Below are 22,275 nucleotides of genomic sequence, written 5' to 3'. Positions count from 1 at the left end.
TCCTTTGCGAGGTCAGTGGCGGTGAGCCCACCAATAGATCGCGAATGATTCGTTGAATGAGGTGTTGATGCGGAAGCTGGAGGTGTTGGAGTCGACGACGTACCAAGACCCCGAAGGCAGGTGGCTGCTAGGGCTCCCGACGCCCCGTCTGATCACGCAGACGGGGCCCATGTTGGAGGCCATCGTCGGCCCGTAGCTGCGGATGGTCCAGTTGCCGGTTCCGCTGCCGATGCCAGGTTCGGTGTAGGAGCCAGCGTGGACGGCGTCGTAGGAGTTGGCGCTGGCCATGTCCCAGTAGCGGCCCCGCGTCACCCACCGGCCGGCCGAGTCGAGGTAGATGTAGCTGTCGAAGCTGCTGCTGCCGGTGTAGTAGCCGAATCGGGCGTAGCCGGAGCCGACCTCCAGGCCGCCGCCGTACTGCGATCCGAACGAGCGCATTCCCAGCCAGATCGAGTTGGAGGCGACCTGCATTTCTGCGCGCGTGCTGTAGTCGTTGTTCGTGGTGATCGACACCGCAGCTTCGCCACTGTAGTCGGAGGAGTAGACCCGGCTGTAGTTGGAGCCGCCTGATGGGTAGAAGCGCAGGTCGAGCGTGGAGCTGTCGAGGACGAACCGGCGGCCGGTCGGGGCTGACCTGATGAGCGGGCCGGTGATCGTCTTGCCGTTCAGAGCGTCGGCGGTGATCTTGTCGGCGGTGATCGACCCGGCCGCGAGCTTGTCGGCCGTGATGGCCGCCGCTGCGAGGTGGCCGGTCTGGATTGCGCCGGTCTGGATCTTGTCGGCCGTGATCGCGTTGGCCTGGATCTTCCCGGCGTCGATCGCGAGGGCTTGGATCAGGCCGCCGGTGATGCTGCCTGCGACGATCTTCGCGTCAGCCGGGATCGAGCCGGTGATGATGTGCTCGGCCCCGTTGATGATCTCGCCGATCATGTCAGTGTCCACAAGCGGTTTCGCTTGCGAGATGACGCGGGTGGACTCGCCGCTCAGGTTCCCGGACCGGTCGATGGCGACGAGCCAGAACTCTCGGTCCACGTTGTACGGCTGGCCCGGCACCACGGCGGTGCCCGCGCGCTCCAGCCACTCCACCTGCTGGCCTTCGTCACCGAGGTCCAGCGGGTCCCGCATCATGATCAGGACGCGGGAGAAGTCCTTGGGCATGCCGGTGGCCGCGCTCGTGAACCCGTCCCAGGAGATCCGGAAGATCCCGAGACGGCTGTCGACGACCGGCGTAGACGGGTCGGGCGGCGGCGTCTCGTCGTCCGGGATGGTGATCACCGCTGTACCCGCAACCACACCCTTGGTGCCCTGGTTGGTGGCGCGAACCCCGAACTGCCAGCGCGTCTTCGGCTCCAGCGGCGAGTAGGTGACGCTGGTCGCGGTGGTGGTGGCCAGCACGCGCATCGCGCCCGTGCCCGGCGGGGTCTGCCCGACCAGCTCGTAGCCGTCGACGGTGAGCGGTGTGCCGTTGACGTCGCTGCTCACGCCCACCCAGGAGACGGTGATCTGCCCGTGGGCATACCCCTCGTCGTCCAGGTAGGCGGCAGGGCTCACGAGAAGGCCGGTGGGAGCCGCTGGGACGCGGTTCTCGTTGTCCCCTCCAGGGTCTCCGCCGTTGCCTCCGCTGGAGACGCCTCCAGCGAGGATGCCCGCGGCCTGCCGGGCGAGCTTGATCTCTCGCTCCAAGAACCTGTCGTTGAGCGTGAGGTTGCCGCCTACGACGCCGTCGTCACCGCGCGACAGCGTGATCTGGCGGATCCGCAGGGCATCGGGCTTGCCCTCCTCCCCCGGCGCCCGGATGGTGTCGCCCGGCCGGTAGTCGGCCAGCGGCAGGAACCGCGCCCGTTGCGGTTTGATCTGGCGGGTGAACTGCACCCGCTCGCGGCTCGCGCGCTCCAGGGCCTGCCCGGCGAGCAGCCGTGCGGTGCCCTCATCCTTGACGCCGCCCTGCGACTGGTATGCCTCCCACCGGCCCCACGGAGCGACCGCGGCCGGATTGGTGACCTCGACGCGCAGCCCCTCCTCGCCGACGACGAGGATTGCCGAGGCGGCGTCCTCCAAGGTGGCATCGTCGGGCGCCTGGTCGATGTCGCGGCCTAGGACCAGCTCAACCGGCGCCGGCCCGGCGGCCAGCTGGCGACCCAACGTGGTGCCCTCGTTGTAGACCTGCAGAACACGGCCGGTCATCTGCCAGTCGCATACGCCCTGCTCAGACAGGTTGATGAGGAGCTGGAGGAGGTCGGTTCCGGGCTCCAGGCCGATCGTCAGCTCAGCCGACCACGGTTGGCCGGCCGAGTCGTGGGTGGCCGTGAAGTCCACGGCCAGGCCCGGCAGAGTGCCCCGGCCGGACCCTTCGCCGATCAGGGTGGTCAGGATGTGGCCGACGCGGACAGCGTTGAACTGGCGCTTGCCGTCCACCATGTCGAGCGTCGGGTAGAGGACCAGCTTGCGCAGCATCCACGCCCAGCCGGGCAGCGAGAACCGTTGCGCGCCGGTCTGGTCGGTCGCGTCTCCGGACCTCCTGATCCTCAGGAATCTGCCGTTGGCGGCCTCGCTCCACGCGCCACCGTCGACGCAGTACTCCAGCGCCACCTCGCACGGATCGCGCAGCCAGGCCGCGCCCTGAGCGTGGGTGGTGTAGGTCAATTCCAAGCTCGGCACGTCGTTCAGCGGCAGTCCGGCGTCCCAGCTCAAGGGTTCGCCCAGGAGTCCGAGCCGCGGCCCGTTGGGGGCGTGTGCGACGAGCCTGACCCCGAACCGGAGCCGCTCCCCAGGAGTGATCACTTGCACGGCGGATCAGCCTGCGTTCTTCGGGATCGGCGCGCCGACCTGCTCTTGCAGCTGGTCGACCGCGAGCGCCAGGAGGACGTTCTCGTAGCTCAGCTCGTCGATACGGCGGCGCAGCGCGGCGATGACCGCCTCCGCCTCCACGTTCAGGTCCCGCACTCGGTACTCCTTGGGTTACATGCGCCAGCCCCAGAGCTGGGCGGTGATGGCGACCACCTGCGTCGTGGTGGGGCTGACGAAGACGCTCGTGGTGGTCCTGGCCGACACGCAGGCTCCGACGCGGGGACTGCCGGTCGCGCCGACGTCGATCGTGGCCACCACGTACGGGGCGCTGGCCATGGTCGGCCCGTAGGTGAAGGTGGCCCCGGCCTGGTTGGCGGGGATGGTGACGGTGCTCATCACGAGCCCGGCGTCGCCGCCGTTGTAGGACCAGGCCCCGGTGTGCCGGGTCGAACCTGGCAGGAAGGTGAGCTGCTGGAGCTGTGCGGTGGCGTGTCGGTTGAACCCGAAGCGCGACTGCGACTCCTCCAGCGCGAGGAACCCGCCGTTGTCGAAGGTCGTGGCCGGGTCGCGGACCCGTACGTGGTAGGCGCCGGCCGCGTGCATCACCCTGGTCTCCGCGGTGCTGCCGTTCGTGCCGGACAAGGTGATCAGCGTGGCTTCGCCGGGGAAGAGCGAGCCGTCGCTGTAGATGCGTGAGTAGTTGGCTCCGGTGCCGGGGTAGAAGCGCAGCTCTGGGACGGTCGCGCCGGATGGGTTGATGATGACGCGCGCCCCCGTCACACCGGAGGCGAGCTGGCCCACGAGCGACACGCTGCCGGTCGCCGAGGAGATGGAGACCGTCTGGACGCCGCCCGAGTCGTAGGCGGCCAGGCCCGTGCTGTTGAGCTCGACCCGGGCTCCGGCCGCGCTGCCCGCGACGATCCGGGTAGACAGGGTGAGCACCGATTCGAGCTTGGCCGCCGTCACCTGGTTGGCCCCGATGTGGGCGGCTTGGATAGCGCCGACGTCGATCTTCGCGGCAGTGACGGCGTTGGCCACCAGGTTGCCGGTCGTGATTGAGCTCGCAGCCGCGTCCCCGGACACCAGTTGGACGGCCGCGATCGTGGCCGAGCCGGACGGCGCGGACTCGTTTCCTGAGCGGTCCACGGCGGTCAGCCGGAACTCACGGTCTTGGCCGTACGGCTGGCCGGGGACGACGATCCCGCCCGCTTGCTCCAGGTAACCGACCTCGGACCAGCCGGGCGCGAGCGGATTCTGCATCCACACCAGTGCCCGGACGAAGTCCGGCGGCATGAGCACCCCGCCGACGCCGTGCCCGTCCCATTGGACGTGGATGACGCCGAGACGGGTCGACAGCGAAGGCGGCGTCGGCACGGGCGGCGCGTCGACGTCGTCGGGGACGGTGACCACCTGCTGCGCCGAGAACGCGCCGCGCGCTCCCTGGTTGGTGGCCCTGACCTTGAACGCGTATTGCTCGCCGATCACGAGCGGGCTGTAGGTCGCGTTCGTGTCGTCGGCTTGGGTCAGCGCGACGAGGAACCACGGTGCGCCCGCCTGGTTGACGCGCATGAACAGCTCGTAGCCATCGATCTCAACGGCCGTACCGCTGACGTCGACCACGACCGCACCCCACGAGGCGGTCACCTGGCCTTGGGGGACGCCGGCCGAGTCGATGTATGCCTGGGCGTCCACGAGCAGCCCGGTGGGTGCGGCGGGGGTGCGCGGCCGGGGCGATGAGGGCGCCGGACGCGCTCCTGACCCGCCGGATGCTGTCGAGCCGCCGACGATGCCCGCCGTGCGCCGGGCGAGGCGGATGTCCTGTTCGAGCAGCCGGTCGTTAAGGACGACGTTGCCGGAGAGCACGCCGGTCTGATCACGGACCAGGGTGACCTGCCGTACCCGCAGCGACTCCGGCAGGCCGCCCGCGCCGGGCGCGAGAATCCGGTCTCCCGGCCGGTAGTCCAGGACCGGGAACCAGCGCGACGCGGCCAGGCTGATCTGCCGCGTGCGCTGCACCCGTTCCCGTTCGGCGCGCTTGAGCGCCGCGTCGGCGAGCAGCGCTGCCGTACCAGGATCGGACACGCCGCCCTGGCCGACGTACTGCTCCCACCGCCCCCACGGCGCGACAGCCGAAGGGTTGGCGTAGGTCTGCTGGAACTGGTTGTCGCCCACGACCAGCACGGCGGACGCGGCGTCCTCGAGGGTGCCGACGTCCGGGGCGTGAGTGATGTCCCGTCCGTGGCGCAGATCCACCGGGGCGGGACCGGTCGCGAGGTCGCGCGCAAGCTCGGTGTCGGCGTTGTAGGCGCGCAGCTGACGGCCCTGCATGGAGAAGTCCAGGACGCCCTGCTCCGCCAAGTTGATCAGCGTGGTGAGCGCGTCCATGCCGGGCTCGTAGTAGATCGTCAGGATCTTGGCCCACGGCTGGCCCGCCGAATCGTGCGTCGAGGTGAAGTTCCACGACAGGCCGGTCAGCGTCCCTCGTGCCTGTCCTTCGGCCAGAAAGGTGGCGAGGATCGCGCCCGGTGTCGCGCTGGGGAAGGCGCGCTTCCCGTCGACCAGCGGCCGACTACCGGGGTAGAGGACGAGCTTGCGCAGCATCCACACGTAGCCCGGCAGGTCGAGCTGCTCGACGGCCGCCCGGTCGGTGAGGTCAAGCCGCCGCCGGATCAGCAAAAACCGAGAGTCGGTAGGCTCCGCCCAGCCGGTCCCGTCTCTTGAGACCTCGATGGCAATCTCGCAGGGATCGGCGAGCAGGTCGCTCCCAGGCCCGTCGTAACAGTGCGTCAGTCTGAGCGCGGGCACATCGTTGAATGGCCAGCCAATCTCCGTGCCTAGCGGGGCCGAAAGCACACCACTGCGCGAGCCGTTGGGGCCGTACACGGCGAGCCGAAGATGCATCACACCTCCAGCCGGCTTTCGCTTTTCCGGATCCGGATGTACGGGACGGCCTTACGACAGCGAGACTGGAGCAGTGACTGAGCCGACGGCAGAGGATTCTCGAGACAGCTCCCTGCTTACACAGATCGAGCGGGAGATCATTGATCGAAATGCCCCACTTGGTGACATTCTTCTCAAATGCGCCATTTGGGGAAGCAGCAGACGCTCAGGGTCATTCCGGGACTGGATAAGGCGTGAGCTGAACGGCTATGAGTCCGTTGAAGTCTCCCCGGCCTATAGGGCTGCCGTTGGCACCCTCTGGGTGACGCACGTAGACCGGAATGATCACAAGGCAATCCCGCACCAGGTGCCCCCGTCATACTTCCCATCCGCACTCAAGGTCAGTAACAGGACCCGCCTAACCGAGTCTGTCTCCGAACTCGAAGCCTTAGCAGCCCAAGAGAAGACCCTCTTAGTAAAACCCACCGACTTCGACACGCTACCCGACCTGATGACAAGCCTAGGCTGGATGATTCAACCGAATGGAGTTCCGCCGAAGATAGGCGAGGTCTACATAGAGATCTCGCCGATAGCGATTAGGGGTGTGCTGGGTCGTATCCGAGGAACTCTGGCAGTCTTTGTTAGCGAGCTCCGGGCAAGCCTCCCCGAAGGCCAGGAAACCCCATCTGTCGAGGCCACAAACGAAGCACTCGCTATAGCCATTCCCGAGTTCCGCGTTGAGAATAGTCCAGGAGCGATCGTCAACTTCACGCATGGAAACGCAGGCGCGATCTCCACCACCGCGCCCTCGCCGCCGGAGCCCAAGAAGGACCGGTTCTGGCCGACAGTTGGATGGGGCGTTGCCACCCTTATCGCACTCGTCAGCATGTATGCCGGTCTCGGACAGTGGCTCGGTTGGCCAGCTCCTTGGAAGTAGCCCTCACAGATAGGCGCGGCGGGCCCGAATTTCCAGCCCGGACGCACCAGTCGTGGACGTTGCTGAGCTGGTGACCAGCACGACGCGCGAGAAGGGATCTCCAACGCCCACCGCCGGAGTGAGCTGGAGCCAGTGGAACGCCGAGCCGGGGCCGGTCGCCTGGATCTGGCCGGTCACGTCTGTGCCCGCGCTCATGTCCCAGGTGTCGGTGGTGACCAGGCGCGCCTTCATCTGGCCGCAGTCGATGAGGAGGCGTTGCCCGGCGGTCAGGCCGGAGGGCCTGGTGATGGTGTCTCCCGTGGCCACGTCCGTGATCGCGGGGTTGACGGCGGGGCCGGTGACGCGCAGCAGGGCATCGGTCACCGGGCCCGTTGACCCTGCAAGGGTGGTGGCGGGCTGCTCGACGGCGTTCGCGCTGCCCGCCCAGGTGGTGGTGATCGGGTCGCGCCAGAACACGCCGGGGATCTTGAAGACCGCCGTGAGCCGGCCGCGCGCCGATCCGACGTCGACCTCCGGCTCCGACACCGAATCGAGCGCGACCTCCGCGACGCGGACGATGGAGCCCGCAGTGTAGGAGAGCGTCATCAGCCGGTGACGGACGCCGATCAGAGCCGCGAGTGCTTCCAAGTTCGCTTCGAGCTGCTCGAAGCCGCCGTCGCTGCCGGACGGGGTCCGGCCGGTAAGTCCGAAGACGAGCGGGATCGTGGTGGTCTCCAGGTCCAGGCCCACCATGGGGAGTTCTCCTGACCGGCCGGGCATCTTGACCGACACCGAGCGGGCGGCGGGAAACGGACGGCGGCGAGTGCCGCTCTTCAGCTTCCAGCAGCCCGCGGGGTGGTCCAGGGCCACGCCGTCCAGCGTGTATGTCGGCACGACACCTCCAAGTAGTCATGTAGGGCTGATCCGAGAGGGTCGGCCATAGACTGACCGCGACGGCCACGCCCTCAGGAGGAACCAGATGGGTGCCATCCAAGAGCCCACGCCCGAGATGGGCCCGTTCCACATCGAGGTGCGGCGGGAGTCGTTCTTCTTCCGGGGCCCCGCCCGGGTACTGCGGGTCGCTGCGCGCGACGAATGGGCGGTTCCGCTGTCGGCCGCCGCCCAGGCCGCGGCGGCCATGGATCAGGCGATGGATCATCTGGGGTTCACCGAGTACATCGCCGAGGGCGGAGAGGTGAGCATCCGGCCTGAGGCGCAGGTGGAGGACGGTTGGCTCATCTTCCGCGCGTGGACCGGTGTCGCCGCTTATCCCGGCGACACAGAGGTGAACGGCCACGACCACGCCGAGGTCGAGCTGCTGTACGCCGACGTTTCCGCCATCCGCTGGATCCTCAACGCGATGGGGGATGACCCCACCCCAGACCACTGGGCCGACGATCCCCGCTTCCCGTTGTCCGAGCATCGCCTGACCCTCACCACGGTGACGACCAATCCGGTGCTCGACATTCCGGAGACCTCGCTCGGCGTCTGCTCGTGTGCAGCGTTCCGCACTGCCGACGCCGTGTCGCTCCCCGAGGTCGCTGCTGGCTGGCGGGACCACATGCGGAGCCTTCAGAGCACTCCGAGCATCCCGGCGTAGGCCAAGCCCCGGTTGATCGTGGTTGAGGTGGGCTCCGCCTGCGGGTTGTAGGTGTGGACGGTGATGTTGACCGGCCCTGCCGTACGGCTCGCGCCTGTCGCGATCATCCCAGTCGAGGCGATGGAGGCGGCCAGGTTGGGAGCGAACGACTTCTCCAAGCGGGTCGCTATCCTCCCTGCCGTGGCCAGGACGTGCCCGGTGGAGCTCGTCATACCGTTCGCCATGCCGAGCATGGTGTGACGTCCGATCTCGGCGAACACACGGCTGGGAGAACGGATGCCGAGAGCGTCGCGGACCCAGTCGGGCATGATGTTGGAGAAGAAGGCGTAGATCGCGTCCCTGAACCAGGCGGCGGCCGACACGATGCCGTCCCACAGCCCGGTCAGCAGCAGGTAGCCGATGTTGCCGATGCTGTTTACGAAGCCGATGGCCGCATACCCCGCCGCGGTGAGCGCCCCGGTGAAGTCGCCCGACAGGAGCCGGGCCACGCCGGTCACCAGGTCGGCGATGACCGGGAGCAGGTCCGTGGCGAGCTGGAGCAGCGGTGGCAGCAGCGGCAGCGCCGCGTAGAGCACGTCGGTGAAGGCATACGCCATCCGGACCAGGTCCGGCAGGACGTCCTGCACGCCGGCGGCCAAGCTGCGCACGATGATCGCCGCCAAGTCGGCGACCACCGGGATCAGCGGGGCGACAGCCACAAGCAGTTCCGCCAGCGTGATAGCGATGGGTGAAAGCGCGGGTCCGAGCTCGCGCACGGCCAGGCCGATCGCGTCGACAACGGCGATCACCCCTGGGCCGAGGTCGGCGAGCGCGGGCGCGACAGCGGAGATGGCTTCCGTCAGGACCGGCCCGAGCTGCACGGCCAGGTCGGCGACCACGGGTGCCAGCTCGGCCAGGCCGCCCGCGATGGCGAGCACGACCGGGACGAACGCCTCGCCGACCCTGCCGAGCGCTGCGAATACCTCGACCAGGACACGTTGGCCCTGCGCCGAGTTGACCCATCGGTTGACCCCGTCGAGGACCTGCCCGATCACGCCGAGCGCGCTGCTCCCCGCGGTGCGCAGCGCGCCGAGCACGCCGGTCACGATGCCGCCCACGTCGCGGGCGGCAGCACCGATCTGCTTGAAGACCTCTACCGCGCCGGTCATCCACTCCAGGGCGCGGCCAGATGCTGCGGCCGTACTCAGGAAGGTGCCGAGCCGGGCGGCGGCGCTCGCGATGCCGGGCGCGAGGCCGGCCGAGAACGACGCTCCGACCACGACCAGGTCACGCAGACCGGCGGCGACGGGCTGGATCGCGGGGGTGAGGTCGGCGATAGCGCTGGCCAGCGACCCGAACACGGCTTCCAGGGCGGAAGCTGTCTCCGCCGTGCGAAGGAAGTCGGCGACGGCCAGACCCGCGAGACCGAACTGCGCCGCAACCGCAGACATGCCAGCGGAAACGCTTGCGGAAAGCGCCGCAGCAACAGCGGTGATCTGCCCCGCGAGCGGCGCGAAGAAGGCGTCCTGCACCGACAGCCTCAGGCCGTCGATCACAGGCTTGAGCTGTCGCAGCTCCCGCGCCGCCCCCTGGGCCTCGCGCGACAGTCCTGCCAGCGACTCCTGGAAAGCCTCCTCGTCATCGCCGAGCGCCGCCGTCGCGGCGTCACCGACACCCCGGAAGGCCAGCGCGAGCGTGGCCAGCCCTGCGGCGCCCAGGGCGGCCACGCCGGGGAGAGCGGCGATGATGCCGCCCGCCGGAGCCAGCGCGAGACCGAGGGCCTGGAGGTGGCCGGCGGTCGAGACCGCAGCCGCGGACAGGACGGCGAACTTGACCGCCGTGGCGGTGGCCGCCACAGCGGTGGAGGTGAGCGATTGGACTGCGCCGCCGGTCACCCTGCCGAGGCGGGTTCCGAAGTCCGTGGCCGAGACGCGGCTTCGGACGAACGCCCGCTGGAGCTTGGCGGACATCGTGTCGCGCAGGTCGAGCAGGATGAACAGCTCGCCGACATTGATCGCCACCTCGCACCTCCCGTCCGGGCTGGCGTGGCGGGATCAGCTGAGGCCGATGGCGGCGGCATACTGCAAGCCGCGGTTCACCGTGCGGCTGGTGGGTTCCGCCTGGGGGTGGATGTTGGTGACGTTCACCGTCACGGTTCCCGGTACCGTGCCGCCGCTCGGCGCGACCGCGCGGCGAGCGGCTTGCCCGGGGACCTTCCCCGCCCGGCGGCCACCTGATCGGATGGCCGTCTTGAGGCCGGGTGGGATGATGCCGACCTTTCCCGGGGTCGCGCCGCTGATGGCGTCGCCCAGGCCGCTGGATTCGCGGGCGAGCCCGGCGCGGAAGGCGGCTCCGAAGCCTCGCGTCGCCTGGTCTGCGGCGCGAAGGACGGCGGGCTGCTCGGCGGTGACTCCTTCGGCGAAGCCGAGCATCGTGAACGAGCCGATGACGGCGAACACCCGGCTTGGGGAGCGGATGCCGAGCATGTCCTTGACCCAGTCGGGCAGGAGGCTCCCGAAGAACTCGCCGATCTTGTTCAGGAACCACTGTGCGCTCGACTTGATGCCTTCCCAGAGGCCCGTGAGCAGGTTCTTTCCCAGCTCGATGATCTTCAGGAAGGCGGTCTTGATGACCGTGCCCGCGTTGGAGAAGGCGTCCTGGACGACCTTCAGCGCCCCCTTGAAGTCGCCTTGGAAGAGCTTGACGACGGCCTGCACCAGGGAAATCAGCGGAGGCAGGAGTGCGGTCGTGATCTGAACCAGCGGCGCGATGAACGGCGTGACGGCGCTAACGATCTTGGCGAACACCGTGGCGAGCGTGGTCAGGATCGGGGTGAGCGCCTTGACCAGCGTGACCACGACCGGGAGCAGCGCTGTGATCAGCTGAGAGATCGGCGGCAGGATCGGCAGCAAGGCCGTGATGACAGCCCCGAAAACTTCAGCCAGGGCAGCCAGCACGGGCTGGAGCGCCACGAGAATCGGCTGAAGGGCCGAGGCCAGCGCGCCGACGATCTGGGTCAGAACCGGCATCAGCGCAGACGCCAAGGTGGCCGCCAGCTGCAGAAAGGGCGGCAGCAACGGGATCACCGCCGCGGCGATCTGCGCGAACTGCGTGATCAGCTGCCCGATCAGCGGGCCGAGTTGGACGAGAACCGGGCCGAGCTGGGCGGACAGGGTCTGGCCGACTGTGGCCAGCCCGCTCATGAGCGGGCCCGCGACCTGTGCCGCCAGTCGCACGAAAGCCGCAAGCAGGGGCGCTATCGACTGGAGCAGGCCACCGACCCCGGTGACCAGCGTCGCCAGGAGTCCGCTCGACTGCGAAAACGCTTGCGAGATGGGGGTGAGGAAGCCAGCGAGCTGCGAGCCGAAGGTGCCCATCGACCCGGCCAGGGCCGACAGCATCGGCGTGACCGCTGCCACCACGCCCTGGATCGCGGGCAGCATGGGCTTCAGGAAGTCGCCCAGCCCGGCTGTGAACTGGCCGATCAAGGGGGCGAGCGTCTTGAACATGTCCCCCAGTGCGGGCGCGATCTGGCTGGAGAACATGCCCTTGAGCTGGCCCGCAGCGGCGATCAGCGGTCCTTGGAACACCGACGCCGCATCCGCCAGGTCGGCCTGCACCGACGTCTTCAGGTCCGCGAAGGCGGCCTTCACGGCAGGCGCGGACATCGCCGCCTGGATGCCGATCTTCGCTATCCCCGCGGTGATGCCAGCGAAAACGCCAGCGAGGACGCCACCTACAGCGACGCCGGCTACGCCAACGCCCGCCAGCAGCCCGGCGCTCTTCGCGCCTGCCGACGCCATCTTCACGCCCGACGAGACGAAGGCGGCTCCGGCCCTCGACGCGCCGGAAGCGACCGTGCCCGCCATCCGCACGGCGGCCATGCCGACCATGACCATCGCCGCATGGATGCCGGTCGCCTTGACCTTGATCCCGGCGGTGGCCTGGCCCAGCGGGCCGGTCAGGCGGTCCTTCAGTTCGAGCGTCGCGTACAGCTCGCCCACGTTCAACGCCACAGCTCACCTCCGGTGGTGACGGTCTTCGGGGGTGAGGGAGCGGGCGGTCCGCGTGTCGGCGGACAGCAGGCCGAGGATGCGCACCCGTAGCCAGCGCCAGGTGCGGGTGAGAAGGATGCCGGGCTGGTCGACGTCGATGCCGTACTCGGTGTGCAGGTCGGCCTCGACGAGCGCCCAGCGTTGCAGCAGGTCGGCCCAGGAGACGGCGTTGCCGTCCACGTCCAGGCCGTCGTCTGCGTCATACCATTCGCGTAGCCCCGTCAGCGGGTCGATCGGCCCGCCCGAGCCTTCGCCTGCGGGGCCGCCGCTTCCGGGTCGGCCCGCCAGTGCTTCGCCGCGGTGTCTTCGTCGGTGGCGATCCACAGGAACGCGGTGACGCCACAGTGCTTGATCTTCGCCCAGGACACGCCGTCGCTGATGAGCTGGTCGTAGACGTCGCCGAGAACCCGCCTGTACAGGTCCTTCTCTCCGTCGTCGTCGAGCTCGGCGGCGTCGATCTCCTGGCCGTTGGCGGCGCTGATCCCGGCCGCCATCAGCTTCTGACAGAACAGGCCGACCTCGGCGGAGGCTGGCGGCACGTGGTAGACCTTGCCGCCGACCGGGAGGTCCAGGCCGTCGCTGAAGAACTCGTTGAGGTCTGTGAACTTCGCCATCGGGCTCAGGCCGCCACCGGGTTGTCGATCTCGATGGGCTCGCCCTGGCCGGTCAGCTCGACCTCGAACGGCTCCAGGTCGGTCACCTCGCCACCCGCGCCCTTGTACTGGACGGCGGCGGTGCCCTGGAAGGCGTCCGGGCTGCCGTCCTTGCGGTACCAGCGGATCTTGACGTTGGCGTTGATACCGACGACGAGACCGGCCTGGCGCAGGAACTCCTGGCCTGGGTCAGGCACGAAGGAGGCCGAGCCGGTGTCGCGCTTGCGGCGCCCCTCGATCTCCAGCGCCCACTTGCGCTGAGTGACGACCTCGCTCGCCCAGCCGTTGCTGTCGAAATCCGAGTCGTCCTCGGTCTCGCTGTCGAGGGTGAATTCGAGCTTGGTCAGGCCCTTGACCGTGGTCCAGGCCGGTACGGCGGTGCTGGAGGTGTCGACCTCCAGGGTCCAGTCCTTGGCGAGGAGGCTGCGAAGCGCCATGTGCTTGCTCCTTCGGGCATGCGAAATACCCGCAGGCGTTTTCGCTTGCGGGTTGGGTGGTGTGGGTTACTCGTTGCGGTGCGGCGACGGGCGGTCGACGAGCAGGTCGTAGGAGTCCGCGCGGCCCCAGCGCCCGTTGGCGTCACGGTCGATCGGCGCCACGATGCGGCGCTGCGCGAGCAGGACGTGCACGCCGGTGTCCAGCGTGTGGTTGGACAGGCCGTGCAGCGCGTCGAACACGAGGTCGGCCAGGTCGTCGACCACGCGGGGATCGGCCTTGCCGCGGATGCGGACCTGGATCTGGGTGTTCGTGTCGGACTGGGTCAGGTCGTCGCCGGCACGGCCGGTGCCGTACACCGCGAGGGCGATAGCCATGTCCGGGCTCGCGGGCAATCCGCCGATGGTGATGGCGGTCTGCCCGTCGCTGTAGATGCCGGACGGGTTCCAGTCCCCCACTCCGACGTCGGCCAGCAGGACGGCCAGGCCGGAGAGAAGATCCCGGGTGAACGTCATGACAGCGCCCGCCGGATCTGCGCCGCGACCAGCGCCCGGACAGTGTCCGCCTCGTCCCGCGCCGGGTCTTCGAGGTACTTGGCCTTGCGGCCCGATGCGTGCTTCAGGTCGAGGTCCTCATGCTGGACGAGCGCGTAAGGCGTCTCGTAGGAGACTGCGGCCGTCAGCGACGACTCGTCCACGGTGGCCGCGCCGGACCTCTCCAGCGTGGCCTCGTCGATCGGGACCTGCGTCCGTGACACCTGGAGGACGTGCTCGGCCCCCAACTGGAGACCGCGCGCGGCGGCCCGGTTGACCTTGGTCATCAGTTCCAAGGGGGTGATGTTCGCGTTGAACTCGGCACGGCTCATTGGCACACCACCTCCACGTGGTCCGGGGTGGGCAGCCCGCCGCCGTCGCGGGTGTAGGAGGCGAGGACGGTGGTCGTCCTGCCGTTGACCGTGACCTGGGACCCAGAAGGGCACCGGGTGCCGGGAAGCATGTAGATGGTGATCTCGGAGACGACTTCGAGGCCCTTGTCGTCCCTGACCATGCGGCGTTCGTCGTCGGCCAGGCACTTCACAGTGACGGGCGGGCCGTAGACGGGGCCGTAGGCTGAGTCGCCCTCGAAAGGCTTGATCACAGCGGTGTGGCGCAGCAGCCAGCCAGGCAGGGTCGTCACGTGAGTACCCGCCCTTCTACCAGCGAGGGCCGTCGATGACGATGCCCGGCAGCAGCCCCGCGGTGCGCAGGATCGACAGCGCGTCCTGCGCGTACCGGGGCGGCCCGTCGCCTGCTCCCCCGCTGGCGCGGTCGAGCTTGACCGAGCCGATCGAGACCGACTTGAACGCGCTGGCCACGCCGTACGGGTCGCCGACCGCGATCGACCAGGCGGCCTGCGCGCACGTCGCCTGCCGTACCGCTTGCCGGACCTTCGTATCCGTGGGCATCTCGGCGGCGTCGACCGCGTAGACCGCGCCCATCAGCAGCTCGTCGATGCGTTCCGACGCACGTGCGAGCGCCTGCTCGATCCCGTCCGGAGCGTCCTGGCCGGTGTAGTCCGCGTAGTCCTGCGCGGTCGCGTACACCAGCACGGCTCAGGCCGGGAGCTCGTAGACGGCGACCGAGACGCCGGTGATGGCGGAGAAGTTGATCCACACCTTGCCGTCGGCGTGCCGGTAGACGGCGGGAAGCGGCGGGATCAGAACGTCCCCGATGGTGGCGGGGATGATGTAGTCGCGGTCAGGGATTTCCTGGCCGTCGATCGCGCCGGGGATGACCAGGGTGACGGTCTTCGGCGCGGCGTCGGTGTTCTTGATGCGGATCATCCGCTTGTCCGACCAGGTGAACATCAGGCCGTCCACGACCGCCGGGTTGGCCGGCGCCGTGGCGACCGCGAGACCTGCTCGGGGCAGCGGCGTGATGGTGGCCTCAGCGCGCGCCATCAGTCATCCTCCTCGTCGTCGCGGCCGAATTCCTCGACAAGGGCGGCCTTGGACAGGGACTTGGCGTCGCCTTCGGCCATGCCGCGGGCGACTGCGTAGGCGACCCAGGTCGCCTTGGTGTCGTTCTCGGAAGGCCGCTCAGGCCGAGGCTCTGGAGCAGGCTCAGGGTCCTGCTCGGGGAGGTCCTCGGGGGCGGGCTCAGCGATCAGCAGCCACACGTCCAGGTGGTCGAGCCGTACATCCCGATCGGGGAGCTCGACCACCTGGCCGGTGCTGGAGTTGCGGTAGACGAACATCAGCCGTTGGCGTCCAGCTCGACGTCGATCTGGATGGTGAGGTCGGTCGGGTTGCCGTCCGCCGTCACCACCACCGCGGCGAGCGTGTCGCCAGCGGCGAGCTTGCCCACGGCTGCCGTGGGGCTGGCCGAGACCCAGGTCGCCGCAGCGGCGGCCGACAGGGGCGCGGCCAGCAGGTTGCCGCCGTTCTTCGTGGCGTTGAGGGTCGCTCCGGTGCCGCCCACACGGTAGGCGCGGATGGCCTTCACCTTGCAGGCGACCGGCGCTCGCCACAGAACGTGGGTACCGGCGGTGGGGGCCTTCAGAGTCAGGACCCGCTCGGTCAGTCGAGCCTTGTACGACATCAGTTGAACTCCTGCCAGTAGTCGCCGACGAGCTGGCGGGCCGCGGTGATGGCCTCGTCCTTCGTGGCGAATCCGTCGATGACGTGACCGGACACCCCGTAGTTGTCGGTCGGGTTGAGGAAGCGCACGTACAGCGCGTAGTTGGTCGCCGACACGTAGCGGATCTCGATGTCCGTCACGCGCGTCAGAGGGACGACCTTGCCGCCGAGGCGGATCCACTTCGTCACGCGTCACCGACGTTCTTGCCCTTGATCAGGACAGCGCGGTTGGGGTCGATCGTCTTGGTGCCGTAGAGGCAGTCGATGCTGACGACGTCCTGCTTGAGGTCGATGTCGTAATCCATCACGACCCTCAGCCCGAAGCCCTTGTAGGAGGCGACGGCGGCGTTGGCGGCGCCCTGCGGCAGCACCAGCGGGCGGGTCACCAGTGCGAAAGCCGTCCGGTGGAAGGCGACGCCGACCTCGGTCGTAGACGCCCCGGTCACCTGGTCGGGCACCTTGATGTTCTGCGTCTGGTACGGGTCGAACCCGAACACCCTGCGACCCAGCGACGCCTCACGCAGACCGTCCGTGTCGCCCCTGGCGTCAGCGCGGTGGAAGAGCTCGTCACCGAGCCACTTGGCCTCGATCTCAGGCCCCACGACCAGGTGCCGATCAGCGGCCGGCACGTTGCGCTGGTTCAGAACACGGCGGGCGTCGATCGCGGTGCGCGGGTTTCCATAGGCGAACACGTTCTCGCCGGGCGGGTTGGCGGGCCACTGGCCGGTACGGCCGACCTCCTGCACGATGTCGTTCCGGAGGGCGAGGATGTCCCGGTCGATCTTCTGGCTGATCGCCTCCATCGCCGGGTTGAGCAGCTGGACACCGAAGTCCTCGATCCGCAGGGTCAGGTCCTCGGCGGTGACCGCGAAGCTGACGTCCGCGAAGTGGTTCAGCGTGACGGGGATACCCGTTTCCTGCGCGTTCTGGATCTCGATGCCGTTCGCGCGGGAGAACTCCTTGGCCTCGAAGACCGCGGGCTTCCTCACGTTGACGGTGTCGCCGACCTTGGACGCGAAGTCCTCGTCGTAGTCGCGGTGGACGAGCTGCGCCATGACGCAGGTCTCGTACAGGGTGGCAAGCGCCGCTCGCGCGATCACGTTCGGCGTCAGAAAGTTGTTAGGCACGAATGCCCCTCCTAGGCAAAAAGAGAGCCGCGAGCGGAACCGCTTGCGGCTTAGTCAGCGGACTTCTTGTTGCGCCGGAAGGCGCGGAAGTCGTCGGTGGTCATCTGCTCCGGGTCCGAGGCACGCGCTCCGGGTCCGCCGGTGAACTCGCCGCCGCTCTTGGCGGGCGGGCCGGTCGTGCCGGACGCCTTGAACTTCGGGTTGTCCTCGACGGCCTTCTGAATCGCCCCGGTCAGCGCGGAGCTGAACCCTTCGCCATCCGGGTCCATGTCGCGCACGTTGCGCAGGAACGAGCGGCTGTCGAGCAGCGCATCGGGGTCGGCGCCCAGCTTGGTGCTCGCCCGGTGCACGGCCAGTTCGATCAGGGCGCGGCGGTGCCGGTCCTTCTCGGCATCGCGTTCCTTGGCGGTGCTGTCCTTCTCGGCGGTCAGCTTCTCGATGACCTGCTGCGGATCGAGAGGCTTTTCCTCCGCGTCCACGAGGCCGAGCGCCTTGCCGATCTGCTGGGCGAGGTCCTTCTGCGCCTGAGCGACCAGGTCCTCGGGGGACGGACCCTGCTGGGCCTTCTGCTCCTCGGCGGCCTTGCGGGCGTTCACCGCTTCCATGCGGGCGCGGCGCAGTTCCGCCTGGGCCCACGCGGGAAGGTCGTCGATCTTGCGGGCGTCGGGCTTGGCCTTGTCGTCCGGTGCCGGCGTGGGCTCGGGCGTCGGCTCGGGTGCCGGTTCCGGGGCGGGAGGATCCTGGGGCTTGTTGTTCTCGTCGGGGTCCAACTGTGCTCCTTGTTCAGTCAGTGCCGCCCGGCCTACGGGCTGCGCACGCCGCCCGGCCTACGGGCAGCCTGAAGTCCCGCGAGCGGTCTCGCTTGCGGGAATGCCGCGCCCGGCCTGCGGGCGGTCCGGCACTGGGGGAAGCTGCTCGCCGCCGTCCAGCGTGCTGCGCGAGCAGGAGGCCGCCGGCTCGACCGGCGGCGGACATGCGAAAGGCCCGCACGAGGCGGGCCTTTCAGGAGGTGGGCTCTACTGGTCGTCGGCGGGGGGTTCGTCGTCCATCCAGTTTTCGATGGTCTTCTCGGGCTCGGCCGTCACGATCAGCGTGCCGGGTTCTTCAGCATCGGCCCACCTGTCCTCGATCGACTTGGGCTCCGGTTCCGGAGTGCTCATAGGGGGATCACCTCCACGTCCAGATGACGGACACCGCGTTCGTCGAATCCATGATCGGTCACCACGCGGTACTTGATGCCGCGCTGATGCATGAGCTCCGCTTCTTCCTTTGTACCAGGGTCCGGAGCGCGGTCGGGGGGTGCAATGTCGGACAAGCGGATCGCGGAGGTCCCCGGTGGGGTGACGATTCGCATGATGACGGGCGGGTCTCCCCCTTCGGCGAATCGCCGAGCGATGCGCTGATCTGCGCTGGTGCTGGCGTAGGACAGGTCGATCCACTCCAGCCCGGCGACATCGACGTCATCCCAGGCAGACCCGAATGCCTTCGTGTCGCGGATTCCCCGGAACGACAGCACGGTCTTCTTGAGCTTCGACAGAGGCATGACCTTGTCGATGTCTCTGATCTGGCTGTGGTTCGGGTCGTTCTCGCGCAGCCGCTTGTTGATGTCCTCGTAGTCGGAACCCTGGTAGCCGCCAAGTGCGCGAGTGCTGCGCATGACCTGCTCGTCGGTCCACCCGGAAGGGCGAGGATCCAGCTTGGATGGGTTCGCGTAGGAGTGGACGGTCAGCTGCGTGGGTGCGGCGTCCAATGCGTCCCGACCTGTCGCGGCCGTCGCGCGCTTCTTGTCGTAGGCGCGCTGCCGTTGAGCGAGCTCACGCACCTTCTTGAGGCGGCGCATGAGGTCAGCACGTCGGGCGATGAGCCGGTCAGCGACGTCCTTGTCGAGCCCGGACTCGGAGATGATCCGGCGGATCTCAGCTGGCGTGACCTGTTCGACTCGTTCGAGCGCCTTCTCCTGCTCGACCGGTGTGAGCCCGCCGAACAGCTTCTCGGCCTGCGGTGCCTGCTTGCGATGCCGCAGGGTTCGCCACTCGGGCACGGTGTTGCCGAACTTGTCGCCCTTCGCACTTCCTTGGGCGCGGAACAGCATCGAGCCGCCCGTGTCGATCCGGGTCACCGAACCGTCTGGCGACAAGAGCATGTTGTCGAACGTCAGGCCCGCGGTGTCCCAGTTGGCCAGCCAGGCGTCGGCGCCGAACCCTTCACGCGCGGGCGCGCGGAGTTCCTCGGCTGTGGCCTGCTTTCCGTCCACGACTCGACTCGCGGTCTGCGGTCCGTCGGGGAGGCCCGGCGCGCCGCTCCCCCGGCGAACGTCCGGGGTTCGGATCCCGGCAGCCCGGTAGAGACGGGCGGAAGCGACTTCGTTGGCGGCGTGTGTCTCGGACTGCTGGGTCTTGACGTACCAGCGGTTGCCGTTGGCGTCCTCGAACATGCCGCCGGGGTTCGATCCGCCCTGGGGCCCGACCTGGCGAAGCTGGGTGAAGTCGCCGGCCTCGACGCCGGTGGCGTTTCCCTGCTCCTCAACGTCGCGGCGAGCTGTCTCCTCCGCGCGCTGAGCCTGTTCTTCGGTCGCACGACGCTCGGCGTCCTGGGCGTTCAGACGTGCCTGCTCCTCGCCTCGCTTCGGTTCGTCGGGCTTCGTCAGCTTCGGCTTGGGCTGGGCCGCGACTGGCTTCGGCTTGGGCTTGGGCTTCGGCGGCGGAGCGGTCGGCTTCGCCGGGACCTTCGTCACGCCCGGCAGGTACGCCGACAAACTGTGACGGCACTGCGGATGGAAGAGCCCAGCGAGTCGGGCCGCAGCCACCGTCGCAGCCACTTCGACCTCGACCTGCACACCGTCCTCGAGGGCGTGCTCAACCGAGATCGTTCCGGCCGCTCGGGACTGCGTGAGGACCTTCCCCTCCCAGGGGTCGCACTTCTCGCAGTTCCACGGCGTCGTCGAGACGATCACCAGGTCGATGCCCGCGTCCCGCATGACCGCGAGATGGCCGTCGACGGCCGCGCGGGCCGTGGCGGTGCGCATGGCCATGTCCACGTAGGTGGACATCCGCCACTGGCGGCCCGACTTGTCCCGGAAGGGAGCCACCGGGAAGAGGCGCTTCAGCGCGTCCCTGGCGGCCTCCTTGCGAGTGCGGGCGCCGGTCAGGACCTGGCCAGCGGTGTCGGCGATCACCTTGCGGTAGATGTCGTCGACCACGCGTAGCGCCGACAGGTGGACGGCGGACAGCTTCTCCACGGTCTGGCGGGCGAGCTCGTTGACGCCCTGGCCGGGGTTGATCAGCTTCTTCGATCCCAGCTTCCGGGCGTCCTGCAGAACCCGCTCCAGGCGCTTGCGGACCTTGTCGTCGTGCACCTGCGACAGCGCGGCCACCACGGCGGAGTCCATGCCATCGGCCCAGGACTGGAGCACGGCCTTCTCGGCGGCCTTCTTGGCTACCGATTCGAGCCGCTTGATGATCTGCTGGGCTTCCTTACGGAGTTGCCCGATCTCGGCGAACCGGCCCTCCTGCCACCGCCCGGCGTCCTGCTCGTCGTCGCCGCCCGTCGCGCGTTTGGCGATCTTCTCGGCGAGCAGTTGCTCCGCCTCGGCGTACATGCGGGCCACGAGCTTGGCCCGTTCGAGAGCCTGCTCGATGGCCTGCTCTGGAGTCGGCCCGCTAGTCGTCGTCGCCATCGCCCGGGACGTACGTCTCGTCCAGCTCGGCCGGGTCCGGCAGGTTCAGTCCGAGCTCGTCGCGCAAGCGCCGGACCTCGGCCTTGACCTGGGTGTCGTCCCAGTCGGGGTGGAGCATCCGGACACGGGTGTCGAGGCTGGCGGACTGGGCCCGGTTGAGCATGTCCAGCGTCCGGCTCAGGCTCTCCGGGTCAGGCATGACTCCGTCCGGCCACTCGATCGTCGCCTTCTCCGCGACGACCTTCGTTCCGAAGACGGCCAGGTCGATCGACAGGAGAGCCTCGGCGAGCCACGCCAGCGCGGGCGTCCAGTAGTTCAGCTTCTTGCCGCGCGTGACGAACGACTTGCGCTCACGGGAGTGGATCTCCGTCGCCGTCGCGGCCTGCCCGTCGCCCGCCTCCCCGAAGCTCTGCACGGAGTAGCCCGCGCCGCGCAGGATCTGCGCGAGCAGCGTGCGGGCGGTCTCCTTGTGCTCGGCGACGCGGATGTCGAACTGGGAAATCGTGATCATGCTGGGTCCGCCGTTGGCGGGCGGCATCATGCCCAGGCCGGAGTAGACCTCCCGGTCCGGGTCCCAGGTCGAGCCCCGGCCTCTGCCGGTGTTGGCCAGATAGACCTCCGGCACGATGATCCGGCCCTTGCCGAGCCGCAGGTCGCGCATCCAGCTCGTGTAGGTCTCGTCCAGCGCATCCATGAGCGGCTCGACGCCGCTGTAGTCGCTGCGGCCGAGCGACGTGCCGCGCAGCAGCCGGTGCGGCTTGATGTTCGGCACGTAGTAGGTGAGAAGGCCCTTGTCGTAGCCGGTGTCCAGGCCGCCTTCGGCGTCCACGATCTCGGCGAACCCTGCGGTCTCGGGGTGGTCCTCCAGAGGCACCTGCATGCCGAGCCGTTCACGGTCGCCGCGGTACAGCCCGTGGTAGATGCGGCCCTGCTCGTGGCGTTCGAGGTGACGCCAGACGGCCTTCTCCTCCTCGTGCACGACCTTCCAGAAGGTGACCGCGCGCAGCCGGTTGTTGGCGAACTCCGGCACCGCAGCATCGGCCGGGACCAGGTCGAGGATGGGGTAGTCGGCGACTTCGCTGTTCCAGCCGACCCTCAGGTAGACGCCGCCGTATGCGGAGCCGATCTCGGCGGACTCCAGCAGCATGCTGTACACACCGCCGTCCGCGAGGATCTTGTCCAGCCGCGTCTGGCCCTTCTTTCCGGGAACGCGAAGCGTGGGCGGCTCGCTGAACAACAGGTCGGCGCTGGTGGCGCTGATGTCGGAGGCGATCGGCACGTGCAGCTTCGTGCTGCGCGACTGGCCAGCCGGAATGGGTGAGCCCCAGAACCAGCGGGCTACGCGGCCGACGACGCCGCCGGCGTACTGGAGCGGCCGGTCCCAGCCCTTCAGGTCGAGGCCAAGGCCGGGCGTCACGCCCGCGCCGTACACCTGCGACAGGCGGTCGGGGTCGCCTGAGTACCAGGCCCCCCACTGGGCGTACAGGCGGTTCTCCTGCCGTGTGTGGGGCGGGGGCCATTCCATATCACGGTCGGGAAGCGGCACCGCC

General features: G+C 68.7%; 24 protein-coding genes. 2 read left to right on the top strand and 22 right to left on the bottom strand.

Annotation, left to right across the window (positions count from 1 at the left end; genetic code table 11):
* Positions 1-12: 12 nt before the first annotated feature.
* From ACIBG7_RS12780 to ACIBG7_RS12770, 3 genes are read right to left on the bottom strand one after another with little or no spacing between them, the layout of a single operon-like run.
* On the bottom strand, positions 13-2,787 hold the full coding sequence (locus ACIBG7_RS12780) for a hypothetical protein (RefSeq protein ID WP_397336206.1): 2,775 nt from the start codon (positions 2,785-2,787) through the stop codon (positions 13-15).
* Positions 2,788-2,793: 6 nt separating this feature from the next.
* Positions 2,794-2,943, bottom strand: a complete 150-nt coding sequence (locus ACIBG7_RS12775) for a hypothetical protein (protein WP_397336205.1) — start codon at positions 2,941-2,943, stop codon at positions 2,794-2,796.
* A gap of 15 nt (positions 2,944-2,958) precedes the next feature.
* On the bottom strand, positions 2,959-5,463 hold the full coding sequence (locus tag ACIBG7_RS12770) for a hypothetical protein (RefSeq protein WP_397336204.1): 2,505 nt from the start codon (positions 5,461-5,463) through the stop codon (positions 2,959-2,961).
* 298 nt (positions 5,464-5,761) lie between these two features.
* Here ACIBG7_RS12770 and ACIBG7_RS12765 point away from each other — a divergent pair, with 298 nt between their 5' ends.
* Positions 5,762-6,604, top strand: coding sequence for a hypothetical protein (locus ACIBG7_RS12765; RefSeq protein WP_397336203.1), 843 nt, complete (start codon positions 5,762-5,764; stop codon positions 6,602-6,604).
* A gap of 3 nt (positions 6,605-6,607) precedes the next feature.
* On the opposite strand, the gene ACIBG7_RS12760 is transcribed toward ACIBG7_RS12765, so the two are convergent.
* Complete coding sequence (locus ACIBG7_RS12760; protein ID WP_397336202.1) at positions 6,608-7,477, bottom strand: hypothetical protein; 870 nt, start codon at positions 7,475-7,477, stop codon at positions 6,608-6,610.
* A gap of 115 nt (positions 7,478-7,592) precedes the next feature.
* On the opposite strand from ACIBG7_RS12760, the gene ACIBG7_RS12755 reads away from it, so the two are divergent.
* Positions 7,593-8,183: a hypothetical protein gene (locus ACIBG7_RS12755; RefSeq protein WP_397336201.1), complete on the top strand. Its 591-nt coding sequence runs from the start codon at positions 7,593-7,595 to the stop codon at positions 8,181-8,183.
* Here ACIBG7_RS12755 and ACIBG7_RS12750 read toward each other — a convergent pair.
* From ACIBG7_RS12750 to ACIBG7_RS12665, 18 genes are all read right to left on the bottom strand, one after another.
* Positions 8,156-10,183 (bottom strand): hypothetical protein, encoded by a 2,028-nt coding sequence (locus ACIBG7_RS12750; protein ID WP_397336200.1) that lies wholly within the window; start codon positions 10,181-10,183, stop codon positions 8,156-8,158. The two genes, ACIBG7_RS12755 and ACIBG7_RS12750, sit on opposite strands and share 28 nt — an antisense overlap.
* 33 nt (positions 10,184-10,216) lie before the next feature.
* Positions 10,217-12,178, bottom strand: coding sequence for a hypothetical protein (locus ACIBG7_RS12745; RefSeq protein WP_397336199.1), 1,962 nt, complete (start codon positions 12,176-12,178; stop codon positions 10,217-10,219).
* Between the two features lie 3 nt (positions 12,179-12,181).
* On the bottom strand, positions 12,182-12,397 hold the full coding sequence (locus tag ACIBG7_RS12740) for a hypothetical protein (protein WP_397336198.1): 216 nt from the start codon (positions 12,395-12,397) through the stop codon (positions 12,182-12,184).
* 41 nt (positions 12,398-12,438) lie between these two features.
* Entirely contained in the window at positions 12,439-12,831 is a 393-nt protein-coding gene (locus ACIBG7_RS12735) for a hypothetical protein (protein ID WP_397336197.1), read from the bottom strand.
* 5 nt (positions 12,832-12,836) lie between these two features.
* Entirely contained in the window at positions 12,837-13,307 is a 471-nt protein-coding gene (locus tag ACIBG7_RS12730) for a phage tail tube protein (RefSeq protein ID WP_397336196.1), read from the bottom strand.
* 66 nt (positions 13,308-13,373) lie between these two features.
* Positions 13,374-13,820 carry a minor capsid protein gene (locus tag ACIBG7_RS12725; protein WP_397336195.1) on the bottom strand — a complete coding sequence of 149 codons (447 nt, stop codon included), beginning with the start codon at positions 13,818-13,820 and terminating at the stop codon, positions 13,374-13,376.
* The gene (locus ACIBG7_RS12720; RefSeq protein ID WP_397336193.1) at positions 13,817-14,170 is read right to left on the bottom strand and encodes a hypothetical protein; all 354 of its coding nucleotides are present in this window, start codon (positions 14,168-14,170) and stop codon (positions 13,817-13,819) included. Before ACIBG7_RS12720 ends, ACIBG7_RS12725 begins: the two co-directional genes overlap by 4 nt.
* The gene (locus tag ACIBG7_RS12715; RefSeq protein ID WP_184968692.1) at positions 14,167-14,481 is read right to left on the bottom strand and encodes a hypothetical protein; all 315 of its coding nucleotides are present in this window, start codon (positions 14,479-14,481) and stop codon (positions 14,167-14,169) included. The genes ACIBG7_RS12720 and ACIBG7_RS12715 overlap by 4 nt, the downstream gene beginning before the upstream one ends.
* Before the next feature lie 16 nt (positions 14,482-14,497).
* Positions 14,498-14,893, bottom strand: coding sequence for a hypothetical protein (locus tag ACIBG7_RS12710; RefSeq protein ID WP_397336192.1), 396 nt, complete (start codon positions 14,891-14,893; stop codon positions 14,498-14,500).
* Positions 14,894-14,896: 3 nt separating this feature from the next.
* Positions 14,897-15,244 (bottom strand): hypothetical protein, encoded by a 348-nt coding sequence (locus ACIBG7_RS12705; RefSeq protein ID WP_397336191.1) that lies wholly within the window; start codon positions 15,242-15,244, stop codon positions 14,897-14,899.
* Positions 15,244-15,540 (bottom strand): hypothetical protein, encoded by a 297-nt coding sequence (locus tag ACIBG7_RS12700; RefSeq protein ID WP_397336190.1) that lies wholly within the window; start codon positions 15,538-15,540, stop codon positions 15,244-15,246. Before ACIBG7_RS12700 ends, ACIBG7_RS12705 begins: the two co-directional genes overlap by 1 nt.
* On the bottom strand, positions 15,540-15,884 hold the full coding sequence (locus tag ACIBG7_RS12695) for a hypothetical protein (protein WP_397336189.1): 345 nt from the start codon (positions 15,882-15,884) through the stop codon (positions 15,540-15,542). Before ACIBG7_RS12695 ends, ACIBG7_RS12700 begins: the two co-directional genes overlap by 1 nt.
* On the bottom strand, positions 15,884-16,111 hold the full coding sequence (locus tag ACIBG7_RS12690) for a hypothetical protein (RefSeq protein ID WP_397336188.1): 228 nt from the start codon (positions 16,109-16,111) through the stop codon (positions 15,884-15,886). The genes ACIBG7_RS12695 and ACIBG7_RS12690 overlap by 1 nt, the downstream gene beginning before the upstream one ends.
* Positions 16,108-17,049 carry a P22 phage major capsid protein family protein gene (locus tag ACIBG7_RS12685; protein WP_397336187.1) on the bottom strand — a complete coding sequence of 314 codons (942 nt, stop codon included), beginning with the start codon at positions 17,047-17,049 and terminating at the stop codon, positions 16,108-16,110. The genes ACIBG7_RS12690 and ACIBG7_RS12685 overlap by 4 nt, the downstream gene beginning before the upstream one ends.
* 50 nt (positions 17,050-17,099) lie before the next feature.
* On the bottom strand, positions 17,100-17,819 hold the full coding sequence (locus ACIBG7_RS12680) for a hypothetical protein (RefSeq protein WP_397336186.1): 720 nt from the start codon (positions 17,817-17,819) through the stop codon (positions 17,100-17,102).
* A 246-nt stretch (positions 17,820-18,065) separates the two neighbouring features.
* Positions 18,066-18,209 (bottom strand): hypothetical protein, encoded by a 144-nt coding sequence (locus ACIBG7_RS12675; RefSeq protein WP_397336185.1) that lies wholly within the window; start codon positions 18,207-18,209, stop codon positions 18,066-18,068.
* The gene (locus tag ACIBG7_RS12670) at positions 18,206-20,725 is read right to left on the bottom strand and encodes a phage minor capsid protein (protein WP_397336184.1); all 2,520 of its coding nucleotides are present in this window, start codon (positions 20,723-20,725) and stop codon (positions 18,206-18,208) included. Before ACIBG7_RS12670 ends, ACIBG7_RS12675 begins: the two co-directional genes overlap by 4 nt.
* Positions 20,709-22,271, bottom strand: coding sequence for a phage portal protein (locus ACIBG7_RS12665; RefSeq protein WP_397336183.1), 1,563 nt, complete (start codon positions 22,269-22,271; stop codon positions 20,709-20,711). The genes ACIBG7_RS12670 and ACIBG7_RS12665 overlap by 17 nt, the downstream gene beginning before the upstream one ends.
* Between the last annotated feature and the right edge of the window lie 4 nt (positions 22,272-22,275).

It is taken from the genome of Nonomuraea sp. NPDC050328, from assembly GCF_044459405.1.
GTDB lineage: Bacteria > Actinomycetota > Actinomycetes > Streptosporangiales > Streptosporangiaceae > Nonomuraea.
Note: the sequence above shows the minus strand (reverse complement) of the source record. Positions and strands in the feature narration are given on the sequence as shown.